General features: G+C 60.4%; 29 protein-coding genes. 11 read left to right on the forward strand and 18 right to left on the reverse strand.

All coding sequences use genetic code 11. The annotated features are described in order from the left end of the window. Positions 1-59 precede the first annotated feature (59 nt). From rpsD to AC1DIJ_RS16905, 4 genes are all read left to right on the forward strand, one after another. Positions 60-677, forward strand: coding sequence for a 30S ribosomal protein S4 (gene rpsD, locus AC1DIJ_RS16890; RefSeq protein WP_112387245.1), 618 nt, complete (start codon positions 60-62; stop codon positions 675-677). 71 nt (positions 678-748) lie between these two features. Beyond that, positions 749-1678 (forward strand): glutaminase, encoded by a 930-nt coding sequence (locus tag AC1DIJ_RS16895; RefSeq protein WP_112387246.1) that lies wholly within the window; start codon positions 749-751, stop codon positions 1676-1678. Positions 1679-1737: 59 nt separating this feature from the next. Continuing rightward, complete coding sequence (gene ttcA / locus AC1DIJ_RS16900) at positions 1738-2622, forward strand: tRNA 2-thiocytidine(32) synthetase TtcA (protein WP_112387247.1); 885 nt, start codon at positions 1738-1740, stop codon at positions 2620-2622. A 30-nt stretch (positions 2623-2652) separates the two neighbouring features. Then, positions 2653-3477, forward strand: a complete 825-nt coding sequence (locus AC1DIJ_RS16905; RefSeq protein ID WP_112387248.1) for an inositol monophosphatase family protein — start codon at positions 2653-2655, stop codon at positions 3475-3477. Between the two features lie 114 nt (positions 3478-3591). Here AC1DIJ_RS16905 and AC1DIJ_RS16910 read toward each other — a convergent pair whose 3' ends face one another. After that, positions 3592-3720 carry a hypothetical protein gene (locus AC1DIJ_RS16910; RefSeq protein ID WP_310300038.1) on the reverse strand — a complete coding sequence of 43 codons (129 nt, stop codon included), beginning with the start codon at positions 3718-3720 and terminating at the stop codon, positions 3592-3594. Positions 3721-3915: 195 nt separating this feature from the next. Between AC1DIJ_RS16910 and AC1DIJ_RS16915 the strand changes: the two genes are divergently transcribed. The 3 genes from AC1DIJ_RS16915 (at position 3916) to AC1DIJ_RS16925 (ending at position 4847) form a co-directional block, all read left to right on the forward strand. Then, positions 3916-4152, forward strand: coding sequence for a DUF982 domain-containing protein (locus AC1DIJ_RS16915; RefSeq protein ID WP_112387249.1), 237 nt, complete (start codon positions 3916-3918; stop codon positions 4150-4152). 209 nt (positions 4153-4361) lie between these two features. Further along, positions 4362-4571: a cold-shock protein gene (locus AC1DIJ_RS16920; RefSeq protein WP_112387250.1), complete on the forward strand. Its 210-nt coding sequence runs from the start codon at positions 4362-4364 to the stop codon at positions 4569-4571. Positions 4572-4682: 111 nt separating this feature from the next. Continuing rightward, the gene (locus tag AC1DIJ_RS16925) at positions 4683-4847 is read left to right on the forward strand and encodes a hypothetical protein (RefSeq protein WP_310300036.1); all 165 of its coding nucleotides are present in this window, start codon (positions 4683-4685) and stop codon (positions 4845-4847) included. 56 nt (positions 4848-4903) lie between these two features. On the opposite strand, the gene AC1DIJ_RS16930 is transcribed toward AC1DIJ_RS16925, so the two are convergent. The 4 genes from AC1DIJ_RS16930 to AC1DIJ_RS16945 form a co-directional block, all read right to left on the reverse strand. Next, positions 4904-6184, reverse strand: coding sequence for a multidrug effflux MFS transporter (locus AC1DIJ_RS16930; RefSeq protein WP_112387251.1), 1281 nt, complete (start codon positions 6182-6184; stop codon positions 4904-4906). Between the two features lie 35 nt (positions 6185-6219). Further along, positions 6220-7425 (reverse strand): multidrug effflux MFS transporter, encoded by a 1206-nt coding sequence (locus AC1DIJ_RS16935; RefSeq protein ID WP_112387252.1) that lies wholly within the window; start codon positions 7423-7425, stop codon positions 6220-6222. Positions 7426-7566: 141 nt separating this feature from the next. Then, on the reverse strand, positions 7567-7902 hold the full coding sequence (grxD, locus tag AC1DIJ_RS16940) for a Grx4 family monothiol glutaredoxin (RefSeq protein WP_112387253.1): 336 nt from the start codon (positions 7900-7902) through the stop codon (positions 7567-7569). 158 nt (positions 7903-8060) lie between these two features. Next, positions 8061-8285 (reverse strand): hypothetical protein, encoded by a 225-nt coding sequence (locus tag AC1DIJ_RS16945; RefSeq protein ID WP_112387254.1) that lies wholly within the window; start codon positions 8283-8285, stop codon positions 8061-8063. Positions 8286-8442: 157 nt separating this feature from the next. Between AC1DIJ_RS16945 and AC1DIJ_RS16950 the strand changes: the two genes are divergently transcribed. Beyond that, the gene (locus tag AC1DIJ_RS16950) at positions 8443-9600 is read left to right on the forward strand and encodes a hypothetical protein (RefSeq protein WP_112387255.1); all 1158 of its coding nucleotides are present in this window, start codon (positions 8443-8445) and stop codon (positions 9598-9600) included. On the opposite strand, the gene AC1DIJ_RS16955 is transcribed toward AC1DIJ_RS16950, so the two are convergent. The 5 genes from AC1DIJ_RS16955 to AC1DIJ_RS16975 form a co-directional block, all read right to left on the reverse strand. Then, the gene (locus AC1DIJ_RS16955; RefSeq protein WP_112387256.1) at positions 9597-11408 is read right to left on the reverse strand and encodes a hypothetical protein; all 1812 of its coding nucleotides are present in this window, start codon (positions 11406-11408) and stop codon (positions 9597-9599) included. The two genes, AC1DIJ_RS16950 and AC1DIJ_RS16955, sit on opposite strands and share 4 nt — an antisense overlap. A gap of 119 nt (positions 11409-11527) precedes the next feature. Continuing rightward, positions 11528-11761 carry a BolA/IbaG family iron-sulfur metabolism protein gene (locus AC1DIJ_RS16960; protein ID WP_477831486.1) on the reverse strand — a complete coding sequence of 78 codons (234 nt, stop codon included), beginning with the start codon at positions 11759-11761 and terminating at the stop codon, positions 11528-11530. A gap of 21 nt (positions 11762-11782) precedes the next feature. After that, positions 11783-14017: a phosphoribosylformylglycinamidine synthase subunit PurL gene (purL, locus tag AC1DIJ_RS16965; protein ID WP_112443940.1), complete on the reverse strand. Its 2235-nt coding sequence runs from the start codon at positions 14015-14017 to the stop codon at positions 11783-11785. Between the two features lie 127 nt (positions 14018-14144). Continuing rightward, positions 14145-14720: an acyloxyacyl hydrolase gene (locus AC1DIJ_RS16970; protein ID WP_112387259.1), complete on the reverse strand. Its 576-nt coding sequence runs from the start codon at positions 14718-14720 to the stop codon at positions 14145-14147. Positions 14721-14851: 131 nt separating this feature from the next. Beyond that, entirely contained in the window at positions 14852-16270 is a 1419-nt protein-coding gene (locus tag AC1DIJ_RS16975) for an aminotransferase-like domain-containing protein (RefSeq protein WP_112387260.1), read from the reverse strand. Positions 16271-16351: 81 nt separating this feature from the next. Between AC1DIJ_RS16975 and AC1DIJ_RS16980 the strand changes: the two genes are divergently transcribed. After that, the gene (locus AC1DIJ_RS16980) at positions 16352-16606 is read left to right on the forward strand and encodes a YjiS-like domain-containing protein (protein ID WP_112387261.1); all 255 of its coding nucleotides are present in this window, start codon (positions 16352-16354) and stop codon (positions 16604-16606) included. Here the strand turns inward: AC1DIJ_RS16980 and AC1DIJ_RS16985 are convergent, their stop codons facing one another. The 7 genes from AC1DIJ_RS16985 to AC1DIJ_RS17015 all read right to left on the reverse strand — a co-directional run bounded on the left by AC1DIJ_RS16985 (position 16607) and on the right by AC1DIJ_RS17015 (position 22184). Beyond that, positions 16607-17005, reverse strand: a complete 399-nt coding sequence (locus AC1DIJ_RS16985) for a hypothetical protein (protein ID WP_112387262.1) — start codon at positions 17003-17005, stop codon at positions 16607-16609. It abuts the gene before it with no gap. Positions 17006-17052: 47 nt separating this feature from the next. Next, complete coding sequence (gene purQ, locus AC1DIJ_RS16990) at positions 17053-17724, reverse strand: phosphoribosylformylglycinamidine synthase subunit PurQ (RefSeq protein ID WP_112387263.1); 672 nt, start codon at positions 17722-17724, stop codon at positions 17053-17055. Further along, on the reverse strand, positions 17721-17978 hold the full coding sequence (locus AC1DIJ_RS16995; RefSeq protein ID WP_112387264.1) for a hypothetical protein: 258 nt from the start codon (positions 17976-17978) through the stop codon (positions 17721-17723). Before AC1DIJ_RS16995 ends, purQ begins: the two co-directional genes overlap by 4 nt. Positions 17979-17997: 19 nt before the next feature. Further along, a complete protein-coding gene (purS, locus tag AC1DIJ_RS17000; RefSeq protein WP_112387265.1) occupies positions 17998-18240 on the reverse strand; it encodes a phosphoribosylformylglycinamidine synthase subunit PurS in 243 nt (80 codons plus the stop codon). A gap of 18 nt (positions 18241-18258) precedes the next feature. Further along, a complete protein-coding gene (gene purC, locus AC1DIJ_RS17005) occupies positions 18259-19023 on the reverse strand; it encodes a phosphoribosylaminoimidazolesuccinocarboxamide synthase (RefSeq protein WP_112387266.1) in 765 nt (254 codons plus the stop codon). Positions 19024-19251: 228 nt separating this feature from the next. Further along, the gene (locus AC1DIJ_RS17010) at positions 19252-21507 is read right to left on the reverse strand and encodes an EAL domain-containing protein (RefSeq protein ID WP_112387483.1); all 2256 of its coding nucleotides are present in this window, start codon (positions 21505-21507) and stop codon (positions 19252-19254) included. A gap of 122 nt (positions 21508-21629) precedes the next feature. After that, positions 21630-22184, reverse strand: a complete 555-nt coding sequence (locus tag AC1DIJ_RS17015; protein WP_112387484.1) for an RBBP9/YdeN family alpha/beta hydrolase — start codon at positions 22182-22184, stop codon at positions 21630-21632. A gap of 165 nt (positions 22185-22349) precedes the next feature. On the opposite strand from AC1DIJ_RS17015, the gene AC1DIJ_RS17020 reads away from it, so the two are divergent. Next, positions 22350-23147: a DUF2189 domain-containing protein gene (locus AC1DIJ_RS17020; RefSeq protein WP_112387267.1), complete on the forward strand. Its 798-nt coding sequence runs from the start codon at positions 22350-22352 to the stop codon at positions 23145-23147. Between the two features lie 78 nt (positions 23148-23225). After that, positions 23226-23783 (forward strand): low affinity iron permease family protein, encoded by a 558-nt coding sequence (locus AC1DIJ_RS17025; protein WP_112387268.1) that lies wholly within the window; start codon positions 23226-23228, stop codon positions 23781-23783. A gap of 29 nt (positions 23784-23812) precedes the next feature. Here the strand turns inward: AC1DIJ_RS17025 and purB are convergent, their stop codons facing one another. Then, a complete protein-coding gene (gene purB / locus AC1DIJ_RS17030; protein WP_112387269.1) occupies positions 23813-25114 on the reverse strand; it encodes an adenylosuccinate lyase in 1302 nt (433 codons plus the stop codon). Positions 25115-25146 lie beyond the last annotated feature (32 nt).

Consider the following 25146-nt stretch of genomic DNA (forward strand, 5'->3'; position numbering starts at 1 on the left):
GCGTGTTTCCTTCGAGCGATCTGACAACAGACCGTTCTAACACTCTGAAAGGAAATACGATGAGCAAGCGCGAATCGTCTAAGTACAAAATTGACCGCCGTATGGGCGAAAACATCTGGGGCCGTCCTAAGTCCCCGGTGAATCGCCGCGAATACGGCCCGGGCCAGCACGGTCAGCGCCGCAAGGGCAAGCTTTCGGACTTCGGTGTGCAGCTGCGCGCCAAGCAGAAGCTGAAGGGTTACTACGGTGACCTGCGTGAGAAGCAGTTCCGCGCAATCTTCGCTGAAGCCGACCGCCGCAAGGGCGACACTTCCGAAAACCTCATCGGTCTTCTGGAATCGCGCCTGGATGCGATCGTTTATCGCGCCAAGTTCGTTCCGACCGTCTTCGCTGCACGTCAGTTCGTCAACCACGGCCACGTGACTGTGAACGGCGTCCGCGTCAACATCGGTTCTTACCGTTGCAAGGCCGGCGACGTCATCGAAGTTCGTCAGAAGTCGAAGCAGCTCGTAACGGTTCTGGAATCCGTCTCTCTCGCTGAGCGTGACGTTCCTGACTACATCGAAGTTGATCACAACAAGATGGTTGCGACCTTCGCTCGCGTCCCGACGCTCTCCGACGTGCCGTACGCGGTCGTCATGGAGCCGCATCTGGTGGTCGAATTCTATTCGCGTTAATCAACGCGAGGCGTTTTCGCATACGGAAAAGCCGCCTCCAGGGCGGCTTTTTTGTTCTCTGGAGAGAAGTCATGGTGGATTTGCAGGCAGTCCTCGACAGCATCTACAAAGAACTGACGCCGCGGATCGGCGAGGGCAAGGTTGCGGATTACATTCCGGAGCTGGCCAAGATCGATCCGAACCAGTTCGGGATGACGATCTCCACCGTCGATGGTAAGGTCTACAGCGTCGGCGATGCCGCCGTGCCCTTCTCCATCCAGAGCATTTCCAAGGTTTTCATGCTGACGCTGGCGCTCGGCAAGGTGGGCGAGAGCCTGTGGAAGCGCGTCGGCCGCGAGCCATCAGGTTCGGCCTTCAATTCCATCGTCCAGCTGGAGCATGAGGGCGGTATCCCGCGCAATCCCTTCATCAATGCCGGCGCCATCGCCGTTACCGATGTCGTCATGGCGGGACATGCGCCGCGCGAGGCGATCGGCGAGCTGCTGCGCTTCGTCCGTTATCTCGCCGACGACGAATCGGTGACGATCGACGAGAAAGTGGCACGCTCGGAAACGCAGACCGGTTACCGCAATTTCGCGCTCGCCAATTTCATGCGCGCCTACAAGAATATCGATCATCCGGTCGAGCATGTGCTCGGCGTCTATTTCCATCAATGCGCGCTGTCGATGACCTGCGAGCAGCTCGCCCGTGCCGGCCTGTTCCTGGCGGCGCGCGGCAGCAATCCGGTGACCGGCCATTCGGTGGTTTCGCCGAAGCGGGCGCGGCGTATCAACGCGATGATGCTGATGTGCGGCCACTATGATGGATCCGGCGACTTCGCCTATCATGTCGGCCTGCCTGGCAAGAGCGGTGTCGGCGGCGGGATCTTTGCGGTGGCGCCGGGTGTCGCTTCGATCGCCGTCTGGTCCCCGGGGCTGAACAAGGTCGGCAACTCGCAGCTCGGCGCCGTGGCGCTGGAGATGCTGGCGGCGCGCACCGGCTGGTCCATTTTCGGCGATTGATGCTGTGTCTGCCGGCCGCTTTCTGCTAAAGGCAAAGTCCTGACCATCTGGAAGAAACGATGAATATCGCAGCCAACATTGCCGATGCACTCGATGAAACCGCCGACGAAGGCGGGATCGGCCATGCGCTGTTTGCCGATGCGCCGCGTTCCGTTTCGTTCAACAAGCTACGCAAGCGCCTGCTGCGCCAGATGCGCCAGGCCTTCGACGATTTCGATATGCTCAAGGGCCAGAAGCGCTGGCTGATCGGCGTTTCCGGCGGCAAGGACAGCTACGGCCTATTGGCGCTGCTGCTCGACTTGCAATGGCGCGGACTGCTGCCCGTCGAACTGATCGCCTGCAATCTCGACCAGGGCCAGCCGAACTTCCCGAAACACATTCTGCCGGAATATCTGAAGAGCATCGGCGTCAAGCACCGGATCGAATATCGCGATACCTATTCGATCGTGAAGGAGAAGGTGCCGGAGGGGGCCACCTACTGTTCGCTCTGTTCGCGCCTGCGCCGCGGCAATCTTTACCGTATTGCCAAGGAAGAGGGCTGCGATGCGCTGGTTCTCGGCCACCACCGCGAGGATATTCTCGAGACCTTCTTCATGAACTTCTTCCACGGCGGGCGGCTGGCATCGATGCCGGCGAAGCTGCTCAACGACGAAGGTAACCTGATGGTTCTCCGGCCGCTTGCCTATTGCGCCGAGGATGACATGGCGAAGTTTGCGGCGGCGATGCAGTTCCCGATCATTCCCTGCGATCTCTGCGGCTCGCAGGACGGTCTGCAGCGCAATGCGATGAAGGACATGCTTGCCGATATCGAACGGCGGATGCCTGGCCGCAAGGACACGATGCTGCGCGCACTCTCCCATGTGAACCCGTCGCATCTTCTCGATCCGAAGCTCTTCGATTTTTCGAGCCTGATGGTCACGGAACCGTCACCGAAGAGCGAGTAACTGGGCGGAACGCTCAAACAGGGACTTATCATGACCTCGACAATTGATATCACGACGCTTTCCGATCTTCTTCGGCGGGCGGCGAAGGCCGAAATATTGCCGCGTTTCCGCAGGCTTAGCGCCGGCGACGTGCGCGCCAAGAGTGAGGCGACCGATCTGGTAACGGAGGCCGATGAGCAGGCCGAGCGGATGATCAAGGCCGAGGCAGCCAAACTCTGGCCGAACGCCTTGTTCGTTGGTGAGGAATCGGTCGCTGCCGATCCGGCACTGCTCGAGCGAATTGAAGGCGCGGATCTCGCGATCATCGTCGATCCGGTCGACGGCACGTTCAATTTCGCGTCCGGCATTCCGGCTTTCGGCGTCATGGCATCGGTCGTGTCGAGGGGCGAAACCGTTGCGGGGATTATCTACGATCCGATGGGTGACGATTGGGTTCTGGCGGAGAAGGGTGGCGGCGCCTGGCTGAAGCGCCCTGACGGCGAGACCGAGCGCTTGTCTGTTGCTGAGCCGGTCGCGCTCGATCAGATGGTCGGCATGGCTTCGACCGGCTTCTTCGCCAAGGAAAAGCGCGCCGAAATTCTCGGAAATCTGGCGAAGGTGCGCTTTCTGGCCAACTACCGCTGCGCCGCGCATGAATATCGCGCCTTTGCATCCGGGCACGTGCACTATCTCTCGTACAACAAGCTGATGCCGTGGGATCATCTGGCAGGGACGCTTATCTCTCAGGAAGCCGGAGCCCATGCGGCGCGTTTCGACGGCACGCCTTATCTGCCGCATCATGTCGATGGCGGATTGCTGATCGCGCCGGACAAGGCGTCCTGGGAGTTGTTGCGGAGAGAAGTTTTCACCGTTTAGGTGGCGAGGCCGAAAGCCTCGATCCATGCTCGATATATAGGAGGGAAAGCATATGTCCTCCCAAGCATTTTGATCACGAAACGGCCCCGCTTATCGAGCGGGTTTTTCGTTTGGTCAGTTCGTCGAACTCGTGGTGATTTGGTCGACCGGCACTGCCGGCAGGTTCTGTGGAAGGGAGGCGATTGCGAACATCGCAAACGCATAAGCGGCAAATACGGACGCCGCGACGGTGGTCTTGATCATCTCTTGCTCCAACGTTGCCCTTAAAGAGTAACCCCAAAGAGCGATGGCAGCAAGGAATATGAACGCCAGATGAACGAAACGTCATCAATCCCATGCCGAAGCGGTCTTGAACCGTGATTGGCATGGGCGCGCGTTGGTCCGGAACGACTCGCAAGGTGATTCGTTGAGTCGCATGTTTTGCGTGAGGTTGATGTCATGAAGAGCATCCCTGCATTTTCTCCAGTGCGTATCAGGCTCGGTGGGCGTTACCGAGTCGTCAAGACTGTTCATGACGCCTACCGCCTGATGGTGACGGAGTGGCCGTTGAAGGAAGGACCTGCACTGTATCGTGCGGAGGTTACCTGTCTCGACGCCTTCAATGGTTTGGCGGATGCCGGCGAGGCCCGGAAGAAATTTCTGGTGGCCGCTACAGAAGCGCACCTCATTGGGTGATTTTGGCGCTCCACACGCAATAGTTTTCGCCAAATCACGCTCTGCCTTTATGCGAGCACAATTGAGGTCTATATACCTGCGCATCGAACTTGCCTGTTGAGCTTCGTTTTTGCGCTTCGAGCGCCCGAGCTAATCTTTCCTCTCAAATCGATCACACACCGACGGCGTGCGCCGGGCGGTAATCTCAACGCGATTGAAAGGAAATCGTCATGAACAATGGAATCGTCAAGTTTTTCAATTCCGCCAAGGGCTTCGGCTTCATTCAGCCGAGCGACGGCTCGCCTGACATCTTCGTTCATATTTCGGCCGTCGAACGGTCGGGCATGAGCAACCTCGTTGAAGGTCAGAAGATCACTTTCGACGTCGTGCGCGACAATCGCAGCGGCAAGAATGCTGCCGAGAACCTCGCGACTGCATAACACTACCGTCTTCGACCTTTGACCACGGATGTACTGGCACTGGTCTTCAGACGATCGGGAGGCTGGGTTTTCGCCCAGCCTTTTTTCATTGATCCAATATTGAGAGCCATGATGAAAAAGACAAATGCAGACTTGCTTCTTCGCAGAGCCGAACGCCAGGTTGCCAACACCAGCGGCGGCGGCCATCTCGGCGGCACGAATTTCGGTCAGGCCTACGATGCGAAGACATCGTCGGTAAAGGGCGACAAGAGCCGCAAGCCGATGGGCAAGCGATAAGCTTCGCCATCAGTGCCGCAATCAAAAAAGCCCGCCAATCCGGCGGGCTTTTTTTATTAGAAGTGGGCAGCACCGGGATCGAGCTGCGGGCTGTCGCCGGGATGGGTGAAGAGCTTGCCTTTTTCGGCCCAGAGCGTTGCGGCAACGCTGATCGCACCGAAGACGGCAAAGCCCGCGAAGAGCGGCTGGACTGTGCCATTGAATAGCTGGCCGACGCCGCCGCCGAGAAGGGCGCCGAAAGTCGTCGATACGAAGCCGGTGATCGCGGTTGCTGTGCCGGCCAGATTGCCCATCGGCTCAAGGCTGATTGCCGTGAAATTGGTGGCGATCACCGCAAACAGCATCAGCAGCACCGTGAAGAGGGTGTAGTCGAGCGCGAAATTGACTGTGCCCCCGAGCGCCACGACGAAGCCGAAGGCTGAGATGACGGTAAAGAGAAGCACCGCTGCATGGGAAATGCGGCGCATGCCGAAGGTGCGGACGAAAAAGCCGTTGGCAAAGTTGGCGACGGCGATGCCACCGGCGGTCGCCGCAAAGGCGATCGGCAGCCAGTCGCCGAGGCCATAGACCTCGCCGAATACCTGCTGGACGGAGATGACATAGGCGCTGATGACGCCGGTGAACATCGTGAGACCGATCATGTAGCCGCAGGTAATGCGGTTGGTCAAAACGGTCTTGAAGCCATTGCCGACGGCGGCAAACGAGAGCGGTATGCGCTCCTCGCGCGGCAGTGATTCCTTCAGCCGGGCGGCTGCCCATATGAAAAGGATCGAGCCGACGAGACCGAGCAGTATAAAGATCCAATGCCAGTTGGCATAGCTGATGATCAGCTGGCCGACCGACGGGGCGACGATCGGCACGATCATGAAGACGATCATCACGAAGGACATCACGCGGGCCATTTCGCGGCCACCGAAGCAGTCGCGGACGATCGCCATGCTGGTGATGCGCACCGCTGCGCCGCCAATGCCCTGGACGAAACGCATGACGAGCAGCATTTCGAAGCTCGAGGTCGCGGCCGCGCCGAACATCGCAAGCACGTAGACGGCGAGACCGCCAAGCAGGATGTTGCGGCGGCCGAAGGCATCACAGAGGCTGCCGAACAGGATCTGCGACACACCGAAGCCGAAGAAGAACACGGCGATGACCAGCTGGGCGTCGTTGGTGTTGGTGACGTTAAGCGAATGGCCGATGGCCGGCAATGCCGGCAGCATGCTGTCGATCGCCATTGCAACGCTCGCGGTCATGATCGCGATGGTGATGACGAATTCGGCAAAGCCCATGCCGATGCGGGCCGAGCCCTGGTTTTCGATATGCGCCGTGTGATCCGCCGCCATGATGAAGTCCCCCAAAGAAAATGCTATCCGGCCGCCTAGACGGCCGGATTGTGAGGCTGGAAAAGCCGTCCCTTTTCAGCGATCAGCACGAAGCCGAGACCGATGAAGGCGACAGTGAAATAGCCGATGACCATCGGCAGCGCCGTGCCGTTGAAGGCCTGGCCGATGGCCGCACCGATAGCTGCACCGCCGATGGTGCTGGTGAAGCCGAGAACCGATGATGCTGTACCAGCGACATGGCCGAGCGGCTCCATTGCCAGCGAATTGAAGTTCGAGCCGATCCAGCCGAACTGGAACATCGCCAGCCCGAACAGACAGATGAAGACCGGGAAGGGCGTTGGCTGCGGACCATAAAGCTGCACCAGCAGCCAGATGGTGTTGACGATGATGAAGCCGACGAGCGAGGCATGCGACAGCCGCCGCATGCCGAAACGGCCGACGAGCCGTGAATTCAGGAACGATGAGAACGACATGAAGATCGCAACGCCGGCAAAGGCGAACGGGAAGTAGACCCCGAGATCATAGATGCCGACATAGACCTGCTGCGCCGAATTGATGAAGCCGAACAGCGCGCCGAAGACGACGGTGGTTGCCAGCGTGTAGCAAAGCGCGCTGCGATTGGTGAGCACCAGCTTGAAGCCGCCGATAACAGACTTTGCGGTGAACGGACGCACATTGGCGGGCGCCAGCGTTTCTGACAGGCGGTTATAGGCCCAGATCAGGATCAGCGTCGCCATCGTGCCGATGAAGACGAAGATCATGTGCCAGGTGGAAAACAGCATGACGAGCTGGCCGGTGCCCGGCGCGATCACCGGCACGATCATGAAGGTCATCGAGATCAGCGACATCACTTCGGCCATCTGGCGGCCGCCATAGATGTCGCGGACGATCGATATGGTGATGACGCGGGTGGCCGCAGCACCGATGCCCTGGATGAAACGCAGCACCAGCAGACCGCCGAAGGACGGGATCAGTGCAATGCCGAAGGCGGAACAGATATAGATGACGAGGCCGACGAAGAGCGGTTTGCGGCGGCCGAAACGGTCCGATATCGGGCCGAAGAACAACTGCGCCAGACCAAAGCCGAAGAGATAGGCGGAGACGACGAACTGCCGGTGGTTCTCGCTTTCGACCCCGAGATTGGCGCCGATCTGCTGGAGGGCGGGAAGCATGACGTCGATGGCGAGAGAATTGACCGCCATCATGAAGGCAGCCAGAAAGATGAACTCTCGCTTGCCCATAGGTGTTCGACCCGCGGCAACGGTGGGAGAGGTGTCCGTCACTTTAGAAATTCCCATAAACAGGCCAAGGCGCTGTTCAGCACAGCGCCTCGGACTCAAATCAAATCAGGTTTGGAAACCGGACGGACGCCCGGTGCCCGGTCAGGAGGCGGCGCGAACCGCGACGCCGTTTTCCTGCAGATGCTGCTGCAATTCGCCCGCCTGGAACATTTCCCGGACGATGTCGCAGCCGCCGATGAACTCACCCTTCACGTAAAGCTGAGGGATCGTCGGCCAGTTGGAGTAATCCTTGATGCCCTGGCGGATTTCCGAATCGGCGAGCACGTTGATGCCCTTGTAGTCGACGCCGATGTAATCGAGAATCTGGACGACCTGGCCGGAGAAACCACACTGGGGAAACTGCGGCGTGCCCTTCATGAAAAGGACGACGTCGTTGGTCTTGATTTCGTTGGCGATGAATTCGTTGATGCCGCTCATGGGACCTAATCCTTTCAACAGGCGGGTTAAAGGCCCACCGTTTCAATCGTTTGCTTTAGATAGCATGCGCCCGATCAAATTCCAGCAGTCAATGCCAAAAAAAGACCAATCGTAAGCATGCTAGGTAACGCTGTTGCGCTTTCGTTACGCCGCTGTCTTCAGCGGCTGCGCTGCTTGGTGCGGACGGCTGCGGTGCGGCGCTTGCTGACCTGTTTCTTGGTGGTCTTGCGCGGGGTGGCAGCCTTTTTGAACCGGCCAGTGGTTGCCGAGCGCGTCTGACGTTTCGTGCGCTTCGTCGTGTTGCTTCCGCTGGTCTTCTTCAGGATCTCCTTGAGAACGCTTTCGACCACGCCGTTGACAAGTTCTTTGATAAGATCTGCCATCCAATGCCCCCTGCGACACAAACCGGTTCCCCGGCTATTGAATTCCGGATGTTTTAGGTTAGCAAGCGGAGTTCGCGTCCGTTCGTGCTTTTTCCGCCTTATTTGGCGTGCAAGGCGGCGGCCGATGGCGCCATGGGGGCTTGCCGGAAAGATAGTGATGGAACTGATCAGGAAGCGGGTGGTCCTGCATTTCCCGGGCTTCGAGCCTCTGGATGGACGCGCGCAGCGGGCGCGCTACGAGCGCTCCGCCAAGCAGAGTGCTGCGGCCTGGAATTACGCGGTCGAGACGGGAGACGCCGAAACATCCGATTATCCTCTGCGCTTTACCGTTCATGCCAATGCGCCGGCTTGGCAGACCGAAAACACGATCCACATCTTCGACCACGACGAACTCGTCCAGTCGCTTCGCAATAAGCCTTTGGCGCGGCGGATGGCGGATGGATTTGCCGCGGCAGCGAGGATTATCGCCGATGGCGCAATGACCGGCTATTTCCGCCACGCCTGGCGTTTCGGCCTGTTCTTCATCTTTCCCTTTCTGCTGATGATGCTCGGCATGCTGCTGACTGCCGCCATCGCGCTTCTGCCCGTTGGCGCCGGTTTTGCCGCATGGCATCTGGTCTGGAGTCTGCCGCTTGCCGGCATCTTCTTTGCCTTCGTGTTTCTGCCGTTCACGGAACGGTTCCATACGCTGCACCTGTTTGCCGATTGGGAGATGGCCGTCGGGCTCGGGCACATGAACAGGCCGCAATTCCAGGACTTTCTGGAGCGCTGTGCTCTGGCCGCGCGTGCGGCTCTTGCGGAAGAGGCGGACGAATATGTCATCTCATCGCACAGCATGGGCTCAAGCGTGGCTGCGCATGTTCTCGGGATGCTGCTCGAGCGCGAGCCGGGTCTGCTCCATGGCAAGCGCGTCGTTTTTGCCTCGCTTGGCTCCGCGGTGCTGCAATGTGCGTTGCTGAAGTCTGCCACCCTGTTGCGGTCGCGCGTCGGCGCCATTGCCCGAAATCCCGCGGTCTTCTGGCTCGACGTTCAGTGTCTGACGGACGCGATCCATTTCTACAAGGTTCCGGTCGTCGCCGTTTCCGGTCACGGTGATGCGCCGCAGGCAAAGATGCTGTTCATCCGCGTCAAACAGATGCTGACGCCCGAGCACTACAAGAAGATCAAGCTCGATTTCCTGCGGGTGCACCGGCAATACGTGCTTGGCCCTGATTTGCAGGCGTCCTTCGATTTCACGCTGCTGACTTCTGGGCCGCTGGCGGGAACGGTGATGGCTGATGGGGCGTTGAAGTCGGGGCTAGCAGAGATCAGCTAACGGAAAAGTTGGTGATCGATGCGGAACAACTTGAAATCCGATGCCGATGGATTGTTGATCTGGATCAGTCCCGGCCAGGAGCCGCCTTGCGCAAGCGCAGCATAGACCGGCGCTTGGCTGGCGTCGACCGGTAGCGGAAACGCACAGACGGCGACATAATCAAAAGGAGCGGCTGCTTCTCTTCGGATTTCGCTGTCTGCCGACGTGAAAAGTTCGAACATGCGCTTCATCCCGGGCGACGCACGGTGAAATGGAAGCGCTGCGACCGAGAAACCCGGAGGCAAGGCGAACGCGAGCGGAAGCGAAAGCCCGGCCGGAACGGCGATCTTGCCCGGCGCGACAGATGACAGAACCGAGAAATCCTGGCCCTCACACTCGCTGTAGGCCATGTAGTCGATCGCGTCGTAGCTCTGTTCCTGGGGCGGGAAAACCAGACGGAGTAACAGCGCGATCGCGATGACCGATGCCAAAGCGGCGCCGACGAGGCGCTGAGCCTCCTTGCCGTTTGGCCCAAAGCTCTCGGGAGCGGTCACTATTTGCAGTGCGTACGGCAGAAAAAGCGGTACGAAGGCGAAGGTAAATCTGATGTTTCGGGTCTGCAGCAGTGTTATCGCGAGACTGGCGACGGCAATTGCAAAGACGATGACAAGACCGGCATTTCCTCGCCGGGCGGCTTGAAGAATGGCCGGTAGTGCCGCAATGGCGATACACACGAGTACGCCAAGCATCATCAGGATCGTGAACTGCGGATGCTGGAAATAGTAGATAAAACTGAATTCCTGCGGAACGCGGTCAAGCCAGTCGTGACGCGACAGCGGATCGATCATCCAGTAGGGGCCGGATAGACATCTCGGGAAGATGTAGGCGGTCACGCCCAAGAATGCGCCGCCCATTGCTGTAAGGGCAGCAATCTTGATCGGTGCTGTCTGCCGATGCAGCACTAAACCGCCGATCAGCAAGATCGATGAGCAGCCGAGCGCCAGAACGATATAGGGAGCTGAGAAGGAATCGCATTGTGTCGATCGTATTGCCGCAGGTCCGATGAATGCGAAGGCTGCGGGCAACGTCAACAGCAGGATCGTGGCTGCCGCGCCGAGAAGAACATCCCGGGATTCGGCGATCTGAAAGATGAAGCAGCCCACCAGCCCCAGGAATGCGACGGCGATCAGCGGCAGACCCTCAAGGCCGACGATGATGCAGATCATCGTCCCGATGCCCATCAGAATTCCACCGCCTCGGCTCCAGCGCTCCAGGCCGACACCGATCATCAGCAAGCCCAGGATCTGCATGTTGTGATGGTCTATGCGCGTGGGAACGAACTCCCAGATCGCATAGGTCATAAAAACGATACTGACGACGAGGATCGGATAGCTGATGACGACGCCGCTGCGCATCTGCCGGGAGAAGAACATGGCCGTCAGAGCGCTGAACCCGACGAGCATCACTGGCGGCCAGATATGGAATGCGATCTGGAGCGCGTGCTCCGGTCCTAATGCCGGCGAGAGCAGATAGGCAATCGTCACAAAGGGGAGGTCGATCAGCCGCGACCAGGGCGATGTGTAGGGCTCCGGCGTTGCGATCACCGGCAGACCGAGATCAAACCAGTGTCCGCCACCGAGGAAAAGATGACGGATCTGAAGTTCCCGCATCTTGTCGTCGATATCGCCGAGAAACGCCTGACCGTCGGCCAGATCCAGGAGGGCGATGATCAGGCTGAGCGGCGCGATGATCGCAAATACTCTCAGCCAGGAAGAAGAACGGTCGCTACTCTCTGCCTCAGCTGCAATGCCCGGGAAACCAGAAGTCATGCCAATATCCGCCGCTCTCGTGTGCGGGGGAATTATGGACGGCAGACGATTAAAATTGCGCTAGGGCGCGGAAGGGGCCGAAAAAGAAAATGCCCGGCTTGGCCGGGCATCCATCTGTCTTATTCCGGCGCCGAGGTCTGAAGCGCCAGGGCATGCAAGATGCCACCCATATTGCCTTTCAGCGCCTCGTAGACCATCTGGTGCTGCTGCACGCGGCTCTTGCCGCGGAAGGCTTCAGCAACGACTTCGGCAGCGTAGTGGTCGCCGTCACCCGCCAGATCACGGATCGTCACCTTGGYACCGGGGATCCCGGACTTGATCATGTCTTCGATGTCGCCGGGTTTCATGGGCATGATCGATTTACTCCTTGCGCATCATTCGGCAGCGGCAAGCGCGTTGCCGCCGTCCATGAATTCAGGGAACCACGATTCATGGGCATTGCGCAATTGCTGAATGGGCAGCGAGATCAGATCGTCGATAACAAGGTTCTCACCGGAAACAGAACCAAGGCGGCGGAACGGTATGCCGGCACCTTCGGCATTAGCACAAACGAAGTTTGCGACATCGGCCTTGACCGCGATCACATAGCGGGCCTGGTCTTCGCCGAAGAGCAGGGCATGGGCGGCACCCTTGCCCTCTGACAGCGTGACATTGAGGCCCTTGCCCGACGACATTGCCATTTCGGCAAGCGCCAGTGCCAGGCCGCCAGACGAAATATCGTGGCAGGCGGAAACCTGGCCGTTGCGGATCGCGGAGCGGACGAAGTCGCCGTTGCGGCGCTCTGCAAAGAGATCGACTTCAGGCGCCGGACCATCGGTGCTGCCGATGATGTCGCGCAGGTAGATCGAAGAGCCGAGATGGCTGCCGTCGGTGCCGATCAGGATCAGCTGGTCGCCTTCGGCGGCGCTGCCGATACGGGCCATCGACTTCCAGTCGGGCAGCAGGCCAACGCCAGCGATGGTCGGGGTCGGCAGAATGGCGACGCCGTTGGTTTCGTTATAAAGCGAGACGTTGCCCGAGACGATCGGAAAATCGAGTGCGCGGCAGGCTTCACCGATGCCCTTGATGGATTCGACCAGCTGGCCCATGATTTCGGGCTTTTCCGGATTGCCGAAGTTCAGGTTATCGGTCGCAGCCAGCGGCTCGGCGCCGGTGGCGGTGATGTTGCGCCAGCATTCGGCGACGGCCTGCTTGCCGCCTTCGAACGGGTCGGCCTCGACATAGCGCGGCGTGACGTCCGAGGAGAAGGCGAGCGCCTTGGTCGGATGGCCCTCGACGCGGACGACACCGGCGTCGCCGCCCGGCAGCTGCAGCGAGTTGCCCTGGATAAGCGTGTCATACTGCTCGTAGACCCAGCGGCGGCTGGACTGATTGGCGGAACCGACGAGGTCGAGCAGGGCCTTATTGTAATCGGCGGGCGCAGCCACGAGCTCGGCCGGCAGCGGCGCGCGCTTGCCCGACTCGCGCCACGGGCGGTCATATTCCGGAGCCTGGTCGCCGAGATCCTTGATCGGCAGGTTCGCGACTTCCTCACCCTGGTGGACGCAACGGAAGCGCAGGTCGTCGGTGGTCTTGCCGACGATGGCGAAATCGAGGCCCCACTTGACGAAGATCGCCTTGGCGACCTCTTCCTTCGACGGTTCGAGAACCATGAGCATGCGCTCCTGGCTTTCAGACAGCATCATTTCATAGGCGGTCATCTGCTCTTCGCGGACGGGAACCGTGTCGAGATCGAGCAGGATGCCGAGATCGCCCTTGGCGCCCATTTCGACGGCAGAGCAGGTGAGGCCGGCGGCACCCATGTCCTGGATGGCGATGACGGCGCCGGTCTTCATCAGCTCAAGGCAGGCTTCCAGCAGGCACTTTTCGGTGAAGGGGTCGCCGACCTGAACGGTCGGGCGCTTTTCTTCGATCGACTCGTCGAATTCGGCCGATGCCATGGTCGCACCACCAACGCCATCGCGCCCGGTCTTGGCGCCGAGATAGACGACGGGCAGGCCGACGCCCTTGGCTTCCGACAGGAAGATGGCGTTCGACTTGGCGAGGCCCGCGGCGAAAGCGTTGACGAGGATGTTGCCGTTGTAGCGGGCATCGAATTCGACTTCACCGCCGACAGTCGGGACGCCAAAGGAATTGCCGTAGCCGCCGACACCGGCGACGACGCCGGAGACGAGGTGGCGGGTCTTCGGATGGCTCGGCTCTCCGAAGCGCAGCGCGTTCATCGCCGCGATCGGGCGGGCGCCCATGGTGAAGACGTCGCGCAGAATGCCACCGACGCCGGTCGCCGCACCCTGGTAGGGCTCGATGTAGGACGGGTGGTTGTGGCTCTCCATCTTGAAGACGACGCAGTCGCCGTCATCGATATCGACGACACCGGCATTTTCGCCCGGACCCTGGATGACGCGCGGTCCCTTGGTCGGCAGCGTACGCAGCCATTTCTTCGAAGACTTGTAGGAGCAGTGCTCGTTCCACATGGCCGAAAAGATGCCGAGCTCGGTGAAGGTCGGCTCGCGGCCGATCAGATCCAGAATCCGCTGATATTCATCCGGCTTCAGGCCGTGGCTGGCGATGAGTTCGGGGGTGATCGGGCGGGTATTGGATATGGTCATGAGCTCTCGAAAGTCCCTGCCGTTGCGCGTTTTGGGGTGTCTTTAACCCAAGTTGGCGCGGCGCGCGACAGGAAAATGCCCACCGTCAACAAAGACCGGACCGAGCGCCTTTCGAAGCGGCAGATGCCTAGAATTTGTAGCCCAGCTGCAGGCCGGCGCGCGTCATGCCGTTGTTCGGGCCGTCGCAGAGATTGGCATGCGAGGAGTGGGCGATCTGGGCCATGACATTCCAGTGATTGTCGAAACGGTAGCCGGCGCCGATATATTCGTGAAACAGCACACGGCAGCCAAGCGCCGGGCCGTCGTCGTTCTCATCCAGTTCACCCGTGTGGATGACGCCGCCGAAACCCGCTTCGGCGAAGACCTTTTCCGAAAAGTCGGCGGTCCAGGAAAAGCCGGTGAAGACCTGTGTTGCCGATCCGGATGTACCGATCGACGTTCCCAAATGGATGCGCGGGCGGGCCAGTTTCTGCAGGCCGGTGGCCTCGTCGTGGCCGAACGGATCGAAGAACAGCGTCAATTCAGGGAAGACGCCGTCCTCATGTTCGCTGCCGCCCTGGATGGAGGCCGAGGCGCCGAAGCGCAGTTCGTCGAATATCTGATCCTGCGCATGGGCGGGGAGGCTCGCTGATCCGGCAATGAGAATGGCGGCTGCAGATGCTGACAGGAAACGCAACGCCACTTTACGGATACAAGCGTCCATAGGCTGTCCCTCGCGCCCATCGAATCACAGCAACGGCTGATGACCGATTGGAACTCAGCGTGAGGCGCCGGTAAAGAGGCCCCTAAAATATGACAGGGTTCGGCATTGCGCTGGCGCGAAAATGCAACAGGTCACACTTCGCTGTCATAGGACGAGACGCCGCTTTCCAGCAGGCGGCGGAGGATCATCATTCCCTTGGCAAGCTCGGCGCTGCCGCCCGGCGATGAGAAGGCAACGCGGACACGGTGGAACACGCGCTCCGAGCGGGCCGCCTTGAACTCGTCCTCGTCATCAACAAGGACGCCTTCCTGATAGGCGGCATTCTTGAATGTGCCCGAGAGCCAGGGTTCCGGAAGCTTCAGCCAGAGGAAAGGCACATGCGGATGCGACACGAAGTCGAAGCCGCCGAGGTGTTCCCTGACAACGGCCTGGCGCGATGCCAGCTCCTTGACGCAGGCGGCGCGAATACGCTCCGCTTCGCCGCTCTCGACAAGACGGGCCGCGGTCTCCGCCAGAATGAAGGGCAGGCCGCCGGTTATCATCTTGTGGGTGACCTTGATACGCTGGGCGAAATGCGGCGGGCAGGCGACCCAGCCGCCGCGAACCCCGGCTGCGACCGACTTCGACAAGCCGTTGACGAGGAAGGTGCGCTCGGGCGCCAGTGAGGCCAGCAACGGTGCATCGTCTCCGGTCATGCCGCCATAGAGATCGTCCTCGATCAGCCAGACACCGTGGCGGCGGGCAATGTCGGCGATGGCAACACGGCGCGCGGCAGGCATGGTTGCGAGCGTCGGATTATGGGCAGTCGGCATCAGGAAGGCGATCTTCGGGTGCTGTTGATGGCAGACACGTTCGAAATCGTCGGGGATGACGCCATGCTCGTCGGAATCGACGATGATGGTGCGGCGGCCAAGAATGCGGGCGCTGCGGCTGACTTGCGTGTAGCTCAGGTTCTCGAAAACGATCTTGTCACCGGGCGCAGACATCGCGGAGATCACGGCTATCGCGGCAGCATGGACGCCAAGCGTCGGCACGATGTTTTCGGCATCCGGCGTCCAGCCGTTGCGCGCAAGCCATAGGCGTCCGGCAGTGAACCAGTTGGTTGGGAAATGCCGCGAGTAGGACGAGACCTCGGCCATGTGCTGTTCGCCGATCTCGCCGAGAATGCCGCCAACGATCTTGCCCTGGCCAAGGTCCGGCGCCGCTGTCGTGTCGAAGCGGATCTTGTTTGGCGGCGCATCGATGGCACGCGTACCGCCAAGCGATAGCGTCAGCGGATCGGCCTGTTCGTTGGGCGCCACCTGCGTGCGGTCGAGAACGTAGGTCCCGCGCCCCACTTCTCCGGCAACCAGTCCGCGTTCATGCACCAAGGCGTAGGCCCGGCCGATTGTGCCGATTGTCACCCCGATATCGTAGGCGAGATTGCGCTGTGGCGGAAGCTTGCCGCCGGCGGGCAGGGCGCCGCTGGCAATGGCGGATTCGATGCTATCAGCCAGCCGCATATAGACCGGACCGGAGCCGCGAGAGAGATCAGGGAGCCAATTTGTCATGGTGACAATGAATAGATTGTCACCGTTGTTCTGTCAATATTATGAGACATTACCGCCAAGCAAGATGACAGGAGAGCGGCGATGTCGATAGTACAGCAGATCAATGGTGATATTGTGCCGATTGTGTCGATCGATGGTCCGCACGTGATCGTTCCCCGGGTCGAGACGACCGGTCAATCTTGGCTGCAGCGCATGTGGAATGGATTTCTCGTCTGGCACGAGAAGCGCGAGGGAAGACGTGCCCTGCACGAACTCACGGCCGATCAGCTCAAGGATATCGGTCTATCGCAATCCGATGCTGCGCGAGAAGTCGGAAAATCGACCTTCTGGGACTGATCAGCTGCAGGCTTTGCTGCCCGATGACCAGCGATTGACGTCGGCGGCAATGCGGGCAGAGACCGGCTGCGACATCATCGGGCCGAAGGCCTGGAGCTTCGCGGGATTGCCTTCCGCCTGCACTACCAGATGCGGCAACCCAGCCGGGCTGTTCTTGTGTACGACCAGGATGCGCGGGCGGCCGGAAAAGGAATTGAGTTCCGGTGCCAGGCGGTAGGTCGCGAAGGATGCATCGCCCGACTTGAACCAGCAATTATTGGCGCCGACGGCAACGCGTTCCATCGTGGAGAGCGCGTCTCGGTTTGCGCTGACGGGAGGCGCCTTGGACTGGCAGGACGCAGTCAGCATTCCGATGACAGCAAGAGCGGCGGCAGCCGTGAAGGTGGTCGCAATGCGCATCGGTGGTCTCCCGTGGTGGTTTAGATCCACCTGATATCCGGCGAAGGTTAAGCGGCGATTACGTCGAGCGCCGAAGCGAAGAGACCGCGCCCGTCGGAGCCGCCATGAGCTGCTTCGATCAGGTTTTCCGGATGCGGCATCATGCCGAGAACATTGCCGCTCTCGTTCACCACGCCAGCGATATCGTTGATCGAGCCGTTCGGGTTCGTTCCCTCGGCGTAGCGGAAGACCACCTGGCCGTTGCCTTCGATCTTCGCCAGCGTCTCAGCGTCGGCGAAATAGTTGCCGTCGTGATGCGCAACCGGCGAGCGGATGATCTGGCCCTTGGCATAGGCGCGGCTGAAGTCGGTATCGGCGTTGACGACCTCAAGCTTGACTTCGCGGCAGACGAATTTCAGCGAGGCGTTGCGCATCAGCGCGCCGGGCAGGAGGCCTGCCTCGACGAGGATCTGGAAGCCGTTGCAGACGCCCAGAACCTTGGTGCCCTGCTTGGCCTTCTCGATGATCGCCTGCATGACCGGCATGCGGGCAGCAATGGCGCCGCAGCGCAGGTAATCGCCGTAGGAGAAGCCGCCCGGGATGACGATCAGATCGACATCCGGAACCTGCGTTTCCGTCTGCCACACCGTTACCGGGGCGTGACCGGAGATCTTGGTGAGCGCTGCGATCATGTCACGATCGCGATTGAGACCAGGGAGCTGAACGACGGCGGACTTCATGGGTGCGGTTCAAACCTTGCTTGTGCTTCTGCGAGTTCTCGAAGTTCTAGGCGATTTTCAATGCGATCGAGACGGTTCTCGACGTGGCCGAAGGTGGCGCGCAGATTGTTCACGTCACCTTGAATTACGTGCAGCTGGTTTCGCAACGTCATATTATCCGTGCGAAGTTCGCTAATGGCATGATCGACTTTGTCGAAGCGCTGGCTGAGCTTCTTCAGAAGCTCATACATGAATTCCTGAGTAACATCAGCCATCGCGCATTCTCCGCAACCTTCAGTCGAGAGAAATAGTATAATTCTCGATAACGGTGTTGGCGAGGAGTTTTTCGCACATCGCCTTGAGGTCGGATTCGGCCTTGGCCTTGTCCGCACCTTCGAGCTGCAGGTCGAACACCTTGCCCTGGCGGACATTGCCGATACCAGCGAATCCAAGGCCGCCAAGAGCGCCTTCGATTGCCTTGCCCTGCGGGTCGAGAACGCCATTCTTGAGCGTGACGGTTACACGAGCTTTGATCACTTGCCTGTCTTCCCTGACTTACTTGACCAATACAGGCCCGGTGCCGCGCACGGGCTCGTTTTCATTGATGATGCCGAGGCGCCGTGCGACTTCGGAATAGGCTTCCAGCAAGCCGCCCATATCGCGGCGGAAGCGGTCCTTGTCCATCTTTTCCTGCGTTTCAATGTCCCACAGACGGCAGCTGTCCGGCGAGATTTCGTCGGCGAGGATGATGCGCATCATGTCGCCTTCGAAGAGGCGGCCGCACTCGATCTTGAAATCGACGAGCTGGATGCCGACGCCAAGGAAGAGGCCGGTCATGAAGTCGTTGACGCGGATGGCAAGCGCCATGATGTCGTCGAGTTCAGCGGGGTTGGCCCAGCCAAACGCGGTGATGTGCTCTTCCGAAACCATCGGGTCATCGAGCGCATCGGACTTGTAATAGAATTCGATGATCGAGCGTGGAAGGACGACGCCCTCCTCGATGCCGAGGCGCTTGGCCAGCGAACCGGCCGCAACGTTGCGCACGACGATCTCGAGCGGGATCATCTCGACTTCGCGGATCAACTGCTCGCGCATGTTGAGGCGGCGAATGAAATGCGTCGGGATGCCGATCTTGTTCAGATGGTTGAAGATGAACTCGCAAATGCGGTTGTTGAGAACGCCCTTGCCGTCGATAACTTCGTGTTTCTTCTTGTTGAAGGCGGTGGCGTCATCCTTGAAGAACTGGATCAACGTACCCGGTTCCGGTCCCTCATATAGAATCTTGGCCTTGCCCTCGTAGATACGGCGGCGACGGTTCATTTTAAGCTTTTCTCTGTCTTGGCGCTCTTGGGATAGCGCAGTGGATCGATCTCGTGGCGTCCCCATAAAGGAAAAGAGTCACTTTCACAATGCGCCAGTAACTCCTTCCCCGGATTCCCAAGATATAGGGATGCGGTCTGAGAGAATCGAAGATATTGCGGATATCAGCCTACAGAATTTTGATGACTGTTGGAAATCAAAGCCGTGGGACCGGCCGGTTATGCAGGCTTATTTGGTGGCGTTGCGCTTGATCTCGCGGCTGAGGCCGCTTTGTAGCGCCCGCGCTCCGCCTTCCTGATGGCGCCAGCTTGCTGCCTGGACATAGGCCGGAATTTGCGTTGCGGGCATTGGCCGGGCAAGCGCGTAGCCCTGCAGCACGTCACAGCCGAGATCGGCGAGAATGCGGACGTGATCCATGGTCTCGACGCCTTCGGCCGTCACCAGGATATTCAGCGAACGGCCGATATCGATGATCGAGCGCACGAGTTTGCGCTGCTCGGCCGATTGCGGCAGCATGCGGATCAGCTCGCGGTCGATTTTCAGCGTCCGCGGGCTGAGCTTCAGAAGGCTGACGATCGAGGCGTGACCGGTTCCGAAATCGTCGATCTCGATATCGATGCCGAGCCTGCGGAAATGCCGGAGGTTGGCGATCACGGCGTCGTCGCAGTCATCGAGCGAGATCGATTCCAGCAATTCGAAGGAGAGCGTGCCTGGAGCAACCTTGAGGGCGCGTAGCTTCTTGCCGAGCGCCGGATCGTTGAGACGGCTGGACGAGACGTTGACCGAGATTTTCGGCGCAAGGAATCCGTCCTTTGCCCAAACGGCGCGGTCGGCGAGGGCATGTTCGAGAATGAGCCCGTCGATCGTCGAGACGACGTCGAGATCCTCGGCGATCTTCAGGAAGCGGTCAGGCGCCATCAGTCCGTGTTCGGGATGCTGCCACCGCGCCAAGGTCTCGACGCCGGCGACTTCGAGTGTGCGGGCATGGAACTGCAGCTGGTAGACGGGGACGAATTCGTGGCGCTCAAGGCCCTGCAGGATTTCGTCGGCCAGGCGTTTGGCGGCAATGATGCTGCGGCGCGCGTCCTTGGAGAAGAATTCGTGGCGGTTCCGGCCCGCACCCTTGGCGCGGTAGAGGGCGATATCGGCGTTCAGCAGAAGCTGCTTGGCGTCCAGATCGGCGCCGCTGTCGGCGGCTATGCCGATGCTGGCGCCGAAGCGGCATTCATGGCCTTCGTAGCGGATCGGCTTGGAGAGTTCGCGGATGATGCGGGCGGCCATGTTCGACAGCTTCTTGGTGCCGCTTTCGACGGCGCAGAGGACGACGAACTCGTCGCCGCCGATGCGGGCAACGAAATCCGTCGAGCGGACGCAGTCCTTCAGCACCTTGGCGGCATGTTTCAGCATTGCGTCGCCGGCGCGATGGCCGAGCGTGTCGTTGATCTGCTTGAAGCGGTCGAGATCGATATGCAGCACGGCAAGCGTCAGCCCGCCCTTGCGGCATTCTTCGGCGCGTTCTTCGAGCGTGCGGTCGAGATAGCGACGGTTCGGCAGGCCGGTCAGATAGTCGTGGAGAGCGAGATGCTCGATGCTCTCCTTGGCGGCTTCAAGTTCCTGGTTGCGCGCTTCGGCGAGGTTCTTGGCATTCTGCAGGTCGTTGCGGAGCTTGACCTCTTCCGTGACGTCCCAATTGGCGCCGATCAGCTTCCGCTTGCCTTCGGCATCGACGAAGAAAGCGGAGCGGGCCCGAATGACGCGCTCGAGTCCGTCGGTCCTGATGATGCGGAACTCGTGCAAGAGGCCCTGGTCCTTGTCGAGGCTTTCGTCCAGCTTGGCAAGTGCCGCGGTCCGGTCATCGGGATGCAGCATCTGTTCCCAGGCTTCGCCGGGTTGCATGCGGGCCGTGCCTTCGAGGCCGTACATGGTCAGAAGCCGGTCGTCCCATTCGACGGTGCCGGCCTCGAGATCAGCTTCGAAGACGCCGATTCGGGTGATGTCGAGCGCCAGATCGAGACGGCGGGAGAGATGCTCCAGCATCTCCTCGGCGCGCTTGCGGGCGGTGATATCGGTGTCGGTGCCGACGATGCGGGCAGGATTGCCGTCCTCATCCCACTCGACGCAGGCGCCGCGGCATTCGATCCAGACCCAATGCCCGTCCTTGTGCCGCTCGCGATACTCGAACACCTGGTATTCCGGGTCGCCGGCAATCTGCCGCTCGATCGCCTTTATCACGAAGTCGCGGTCATCGGGGTGGAGGAGGGCCAGCCACTCCTCATAGTCGCCGTTGGCTTCTTCATCCGGGCCCATGCCGCGGATTTCTTTCCAGGTCTCGGAATAGTATTTCGTGCCGTTGCGATGGTTATGATCCCAGACGCCGAGCCCCGAGCCGATCAGGGCGTAGTTCCAGCGGCTTTCGCGTTCTGCCAGATCCGGCGTATCGCGCACTTCGAGCCGCCGCTTGTCCGCCGGCTTGGCGGGCTTCAGCTCTACGGTTGCCGGATGGTCTTGTCTGGATCGCTTCAAATGCGCGCACTCGATTCATTCGCCTCGGCGCATTATCGTAGCGTTCACTGAAATATCTATTAAAACTCAGGGGTGCCGCGTGGTCAGGGCTTCAGTTTTGACAGAAACTGCGCAAAGACCATCGTGCCCTCCGGCCATGGACCGTGACCGGACTCGGTGTTGATATGTCCGGACTCGCCAGCATCGATCAGCATCGAACCCCAGCTGGCGGCGATATCGTCGGCATGCTCGTAGGTACCGAACGGATCGTTGCGGCTGGCGACGGTGAGTGTCGGGAACGGCAGCGGATCGCGCGGATAGGGGCCGAATGTCATCAGGTGCTTCGGGCGGATATCCGGATTGGCGACATCCGGGGGAGCGACCAGAAACGCGCCAGCCACCTTGTTCTTGAACTGCGGGATCGCATGGATCACCGAGGGGATGCCGAGCGAGTGGGCGACGAGCACCACCGGGCGCGTGGAGGCGTTGACCTCCTCGGCGATCCGGGCAGCCCAATCGTCGCGAACTGGCTTCGACCATTCCGCCTGTTCGACACGGCGCGCCGTGCTGAGCTTGGCTTCCCAGCGGCTCTGCCAGTGATCGGGGCCGGAATTGGTGTAACCGGGGACGATGAGGATATCTGCGTCTGAAACTTTCATAATGCCGCCGATGTGAGAAAGCTTGACCCGTCTGTCAAGGGAAGGCGGGACAAAGGCGGCAAAATTTGTTATGGTTTGGCGATTGCCGGTTGCGGATTTCGTGTCGGCCGCCTCAAAGCCGATGCTTTTTCCGCCGCCGGTGTACGGCTCACGGAGGAGAAAGCCATGACGGCATTCCATGTCATGACGGGAGCAGGCGAAGCCTATGCGCATCCCGCCATCAACAAGATCAGCATTGCAGACGTCTTCGACGCGCTGAAGCGCGGATTGGACGATTTTCGCGAAAAGCCGTCTCACTATGTCTTCCTGTGCCTGATGTATCCGGTCGCCGGTGTGTTTCTGGCCGTCGCGACATCGAGCGCCAACCTGCTGCCGATGATCTTCCCGCTGATTTCGGGCTTCGCGCTGATCGGCCCGATCGCGGCGATCGGCCTTTATGAGATCAGCCGCCGCCGCGAAACCGGGCTCGATACGTCCTGGACCCATGCGCTCGACGTCCGCCATTCTCCGGCGCTGCCCTCGATCATTGCGGGCGGGCTGCTGCTCTTCGCCTTCTTCGTCGTCTGGCTGGTTGCAGCACAGACGCTCTACAGCAATCTTTTCGGCGACGTCTTCCCGCGCTCGGTCGAGACATTCTCGGCGCAGATCTTCGGAACACCCGAAGGCATGCAGCTGATGCTCTGGGGCAACGCGCTCGGGCTCGTCTTTGCCATCGTCGTGCTGGCGACGACGGTCGTGACGTTCCCTATGCTGCTCGACCGCGATGTCGGTCTGGTGGCTGCCATGGGTGCTTCGATCCGGGCAACGGCGGCCAATCCGGTGCCGGTGTTCTTCTGGGGGCTCATCATTGCGGTGCTGCTCGTCATCGGCAGCATTCCGCTGTTTGCCGGACTGGCGCTCGTGATGCCGATCCTCGGACATGCGAGCTGGCATCTCTATAGAAAGCTCGTTGCGCCGGCCTGATCTGGCCGGTTCGGGCGCCACCGGAACTTTGCGGCCTTCCTCCGAGTTGTCTTGCGATATCTTTGAGGGAGGCAGCGCATGGAAGGTGCCAAAAAACTCTTTGCGCATTTCGCGACGAAGATCTCCGAGTTGGCGGGCGCGCCCGTCACCTTCGTTCTTGCCGTCATCTCCGTTCTTGTCTGGGCCGGGCTTGGCCCGGTTTTCGATTATTCGGAGACCTGGCAGCTGGTGATCAACACCGGCACCACCATCGTCACCTTCCTGATGGTTTTCGTGCTGCAGAACGCCCAGACGCGCGATACGCGGGCGATCCAGGCGAAGCTCGACGAGATCATCCTGACCAGCCATGCCGAGAACCGCTTCATCGGGATCGAGAACCTCGACGAGGACGATCTGAAGCATCTCGACCGGCTGGTTGCCAAGGCCGCCAAGGGCCGGCGCGACGCGCAGGAGGATGGTGGGGAAGTTAAGCTTGCCGATGAAGACAGGAGCGGCAAGGGCCCGAAGCGGCAGCAGGCCGCTACTGTTGCCAAGAAGGCCAGTGTTGCCGTCAAGAGATCAGCGTCTGCAAAGGCGGCCGGGCGCAAGCCGGCAGCCGCCAAGAGCCGCAAGCAGAAGACAAAAACGGCGCCCTGAGGCGCCGTTTGCGATGCCGATGGACGGTATCAGCCGAAGACGCGCTTGAAGATCGTGTCGACATGCTTGGTGTGATAGCCAAGGTCGAACTTCTCGCGGATCTGCTCTTCGGAGAGCGCGGCGCGCACCTCCTGGTCGGCGAGCAGCTCTTCGAGGAAGTCTTTGCCCTGTTCCCAGACCTTCATGGCGTTGCGCTGTACCAGGCGGTAAGCGTCCTCGCGGGAGACGCCGGCTTGCGTGAGGGCAAGCAGAACGCGCTGCGAGTGAACAAGTCCGCGGAACTTGTTGAGGTTCTTCTCCATATTCTCAGGATAGATCACCAGCTTCTCGACGACGCCGGCAAGGCGGTTGAGGGCAAAGTCCAGGGTGATCGTCGTATCCGGGCCGATGGCGCGTTCGACGCTCGAGTGGCTGATATCGCGCTCATGCCAGAGGGCCACGTTTTCCATCGCCGGAACGACCGACATGCGTACGAGACGCGAGAGGCCTGTCAGGTTTTCGGTCAGGACCGGGTTGCGCTTGTGCGGCATGGCCGACGAGCCCTTCTGGCCGGGCGAGAAAAACTCTTCGGCTTCCAGAACTTCGGTGCGCTGCATGTGGCGGAATTCGATGGCGATGTTTTCGATCGACGAAGCGATGACGCCGAGCGTGGCGAAGAACATCGCGTGGCGGTCGCGCGGGATGACCTGCGTCGAGACAGGCTCCGGCGTCAGGCCGAGCTTAGCGCAGACATGCTCTTCGACGCGCGGGTCGATATTGGCGAAGGTGCCGACGGCACCCGAGATTGCGCCGGTGGCGATTTCGGCACGGGCGGCGACGAGGCGGGCGCGGTTGCGGTCCATCTCGGCATAGAAGCGGGCAAGCGTCAGGCCCATGGTCGTCGGCTCGGCATGAATGCCGTGGCTGCGGCCGATGCGGACGGTGTCCTTGTGCTCAAAAGCGCGGGTTTTCAGGGCGGCGAGCACGCGATCGACACCGGCCAACAGGATGTCGGCAGCACGGACGAGCTGGACGTTGAAAGTGGTGTCCAGCACGTCGGACGACGTCATGCCCTGATGCACGAAACGGCTGTCAGGGCCGACGAACTCCGCCAGATGGGTCAGGAAGGCAATGACGTCGTGCTTGGTGACAGCTTCGATCTCGTCGATGCGCGCAACATCGAACACCGCCGCGTTGCCCTTTTCCCAGATGGTCTTTGCCGCGTCCTTGGGGATGACACCGAGTTCGGCGAGCGCATCGCAGGCGAAGGCTTCGATCTCGAACCAGATGCGGAACTTGGTTTCGGGCGACCAGATGGCGACCATCTCTGGGCGGGAGTAACGCGGGATCATGGCTCACTGCTTTCGTTGGTAGACAAAACTTG

The sequence above is a fragment of the Rhizobium sp. 10N427 genome, from assembly GCF_056394605.1.

Bases quoted from the DNA above. Each gene is read 5' to 3' on its own strand.
- AC1DIJ_RS16955 (WP_112387256.1), bottom strand. From the start codon at position 11,408: ATGACTTCTGGTTTCCCGGGCATTGCAGCTGAGGCAGAGAGTAGCGAC.
- AC1DIJ_RS17020 (WP_112387267.1), top strand. From the start codon at position 22,350: ATGACGGCATTCCATGTCATGACGGGAGCAGGCGAAGCCTATGCGCAT.
- AC1DIJ_RS16970 (WP_112387259.1), bottom strand. From the start codon at position 14,720: ATGGACGCTTGTATCCGTAAAGTGGCGTTGCGTTTCCTGTCAGCATCT.
- AC1DIJ_RS16915 (WP_112387249.1), top strand. From the start codon at position 3,916: ATGAAGAGCATCCCTGCATTTTCTCCAGTGCGTATCAGGCTCGGTGGG.
- AC1DIJ_RS16985 (WP_112387262.1), bottom strand. From the start codon at position 17,005: ATGCGCATTGCGACCACCTTCACGGCTGCCGCCGCTCTTGCTGTCATC.
- AC1DIJ_RS16950 (WP_112387255.1), top strand. From the start codon at position 8,443: ATGGAACTGATCAGGAAGCGGGTGGTCCTGCATTTCCCGGGCTTCGAG.
- AC1DIJ_RS16980 (WP_112387261.1), top strand. From the start codon at position 16,352: ATGTCGATAGTACAGCAGATCAATGGTGATATTGTGCCGATTGTGTCG.
- AC1DIJ_RS16910 (WP_310300038.1), bottom strand. From the start codon at position 3,720: ATGATCAAGACCACCGTCGCGGCGTCCGTATTTGCCGCTTATGCGTTT.
- AC1DIJ_RS17025 (WP_112387268.1), top strand. From the start codon at position 23,226: ATGGAAGGTGCCAAAAAACTCTTTGCGCATTTCGCGACGAAGATCTCC.
- AC1DIJ_RS16975 (WP_112387260.1), bottom strand. From the start codon at position 16,270: ATGACAAATTGGCTCCCTGATCTCTCTCGCGGCTCCGGTCCGGTCTAT.
- grxD (WP_112387253.1), bottom strand. From the start codon at position 7,902: ATGAGCGGCATCAACGAATTCATCGCCAACGAAATCAAGACCAACGAC.
- AC1DIJ_RS16930 (WP_112387251.1), bottom strand. From the start codon at position 6,184: ATGGCGGCGGATCACACGGCGCATATCGAAAACCAGGGCTCGGCCCGC.
- AC1DIJ_RS16905 (WP_112387248.1), top strand. From the start codon at position 2,653: ATGACCTCGACAATTGATATCACGACGCTTTCCGATCTTCTTCGGCGG.
- AC1DIJ_RS16995 (WP_112387264.1), bottom strand. From the start codon at position 17,978: ATGGCTGATGTTACTCAGGAATTCATGTATGAGCTTCTGAAGAAGCTC.
- rpsD (WP_112387245.1), top strand. From the start codon at position 60: ATGAGCAAGCGCGAATCGTCTAAGTACAAAATTGACCGCCGTATGGGC.
- purB (WP_112387269.1), bottom strand. From the start codon at position 25,114: ATGATCCCGCGTTACTCCCGCCCAGAGATGGTCGCCATCTGGTCGCCC.
- purQ (WP_112387263.1), bottom strand. From the start codon at position 17,724: ATGAAGTCCGCCGTCGTTCAGCTCCCTGGTCTCAATCGCGATCGTGAC.
- AC1DIJ_RS17015 (WP_112387484.1), bottom strand. From the start codon at position 22,184: ATGAAAGTTTCAGACGCAGATATCCTCATCGTCCCCGGTTACACCAAT.
- ttcA (WP_112387247.1), top strand. From the start codon at position 1,738: ATGAATATCGCAGCCAACATTGCCGATGCACTCGATGAAACCGCCGAC.
- AC1DIJ_RS16925 (WP_310300036.1), top strand. From the start codon at position 4,683: ATGAAAAAGACAAATGCAGACTTGCTTCTTCGCAGAGCCGAACGCCAG.
- AC1DIJ_RS16935 (WP_112387252.1), bottom strand. From the start codon at position 7,425: ATGGGCAAGCGAGAGTTCATCTTTCTGGCTGCCTTCATGATGGCGGTC.
- AC1DIJ_RS16895 (WP_112387246.1), top strand. From the start codon at position 749: ATGGTGGATTTGCAGGCAGTCCTCGACAGCATCTACAAAGAACTGACG.
- purL (WP_112443940.1), bottom strand. From the start codon at position 14,017: ATGACCATATCCAATACCCGCCCGATCACCCCCGAACTCATCGCCAGC.
- AC1DIJ_RS16945 (WP_112387254.1), bottom strand. From the start codon at position 8,285: ATGGCAGATCTTATCAAAGAACTTGTCAACGGCGTGGTCGAAAGCGTT.
- purC (WP_112387266.1), bottom strand. From the start codon at position 19,023: ATGAACCGTCGCCGCCGTATCTACGAGGGCAAGGCCAAGATTCTATAT.
- AC1DIJ_RS16920 (WP_112387250.1), top strand. From the start codon at position 4,362: ATGAACAATGGAATCGTCAAGTTTTTCAATTCCGCCAAGGGCTTCGGC.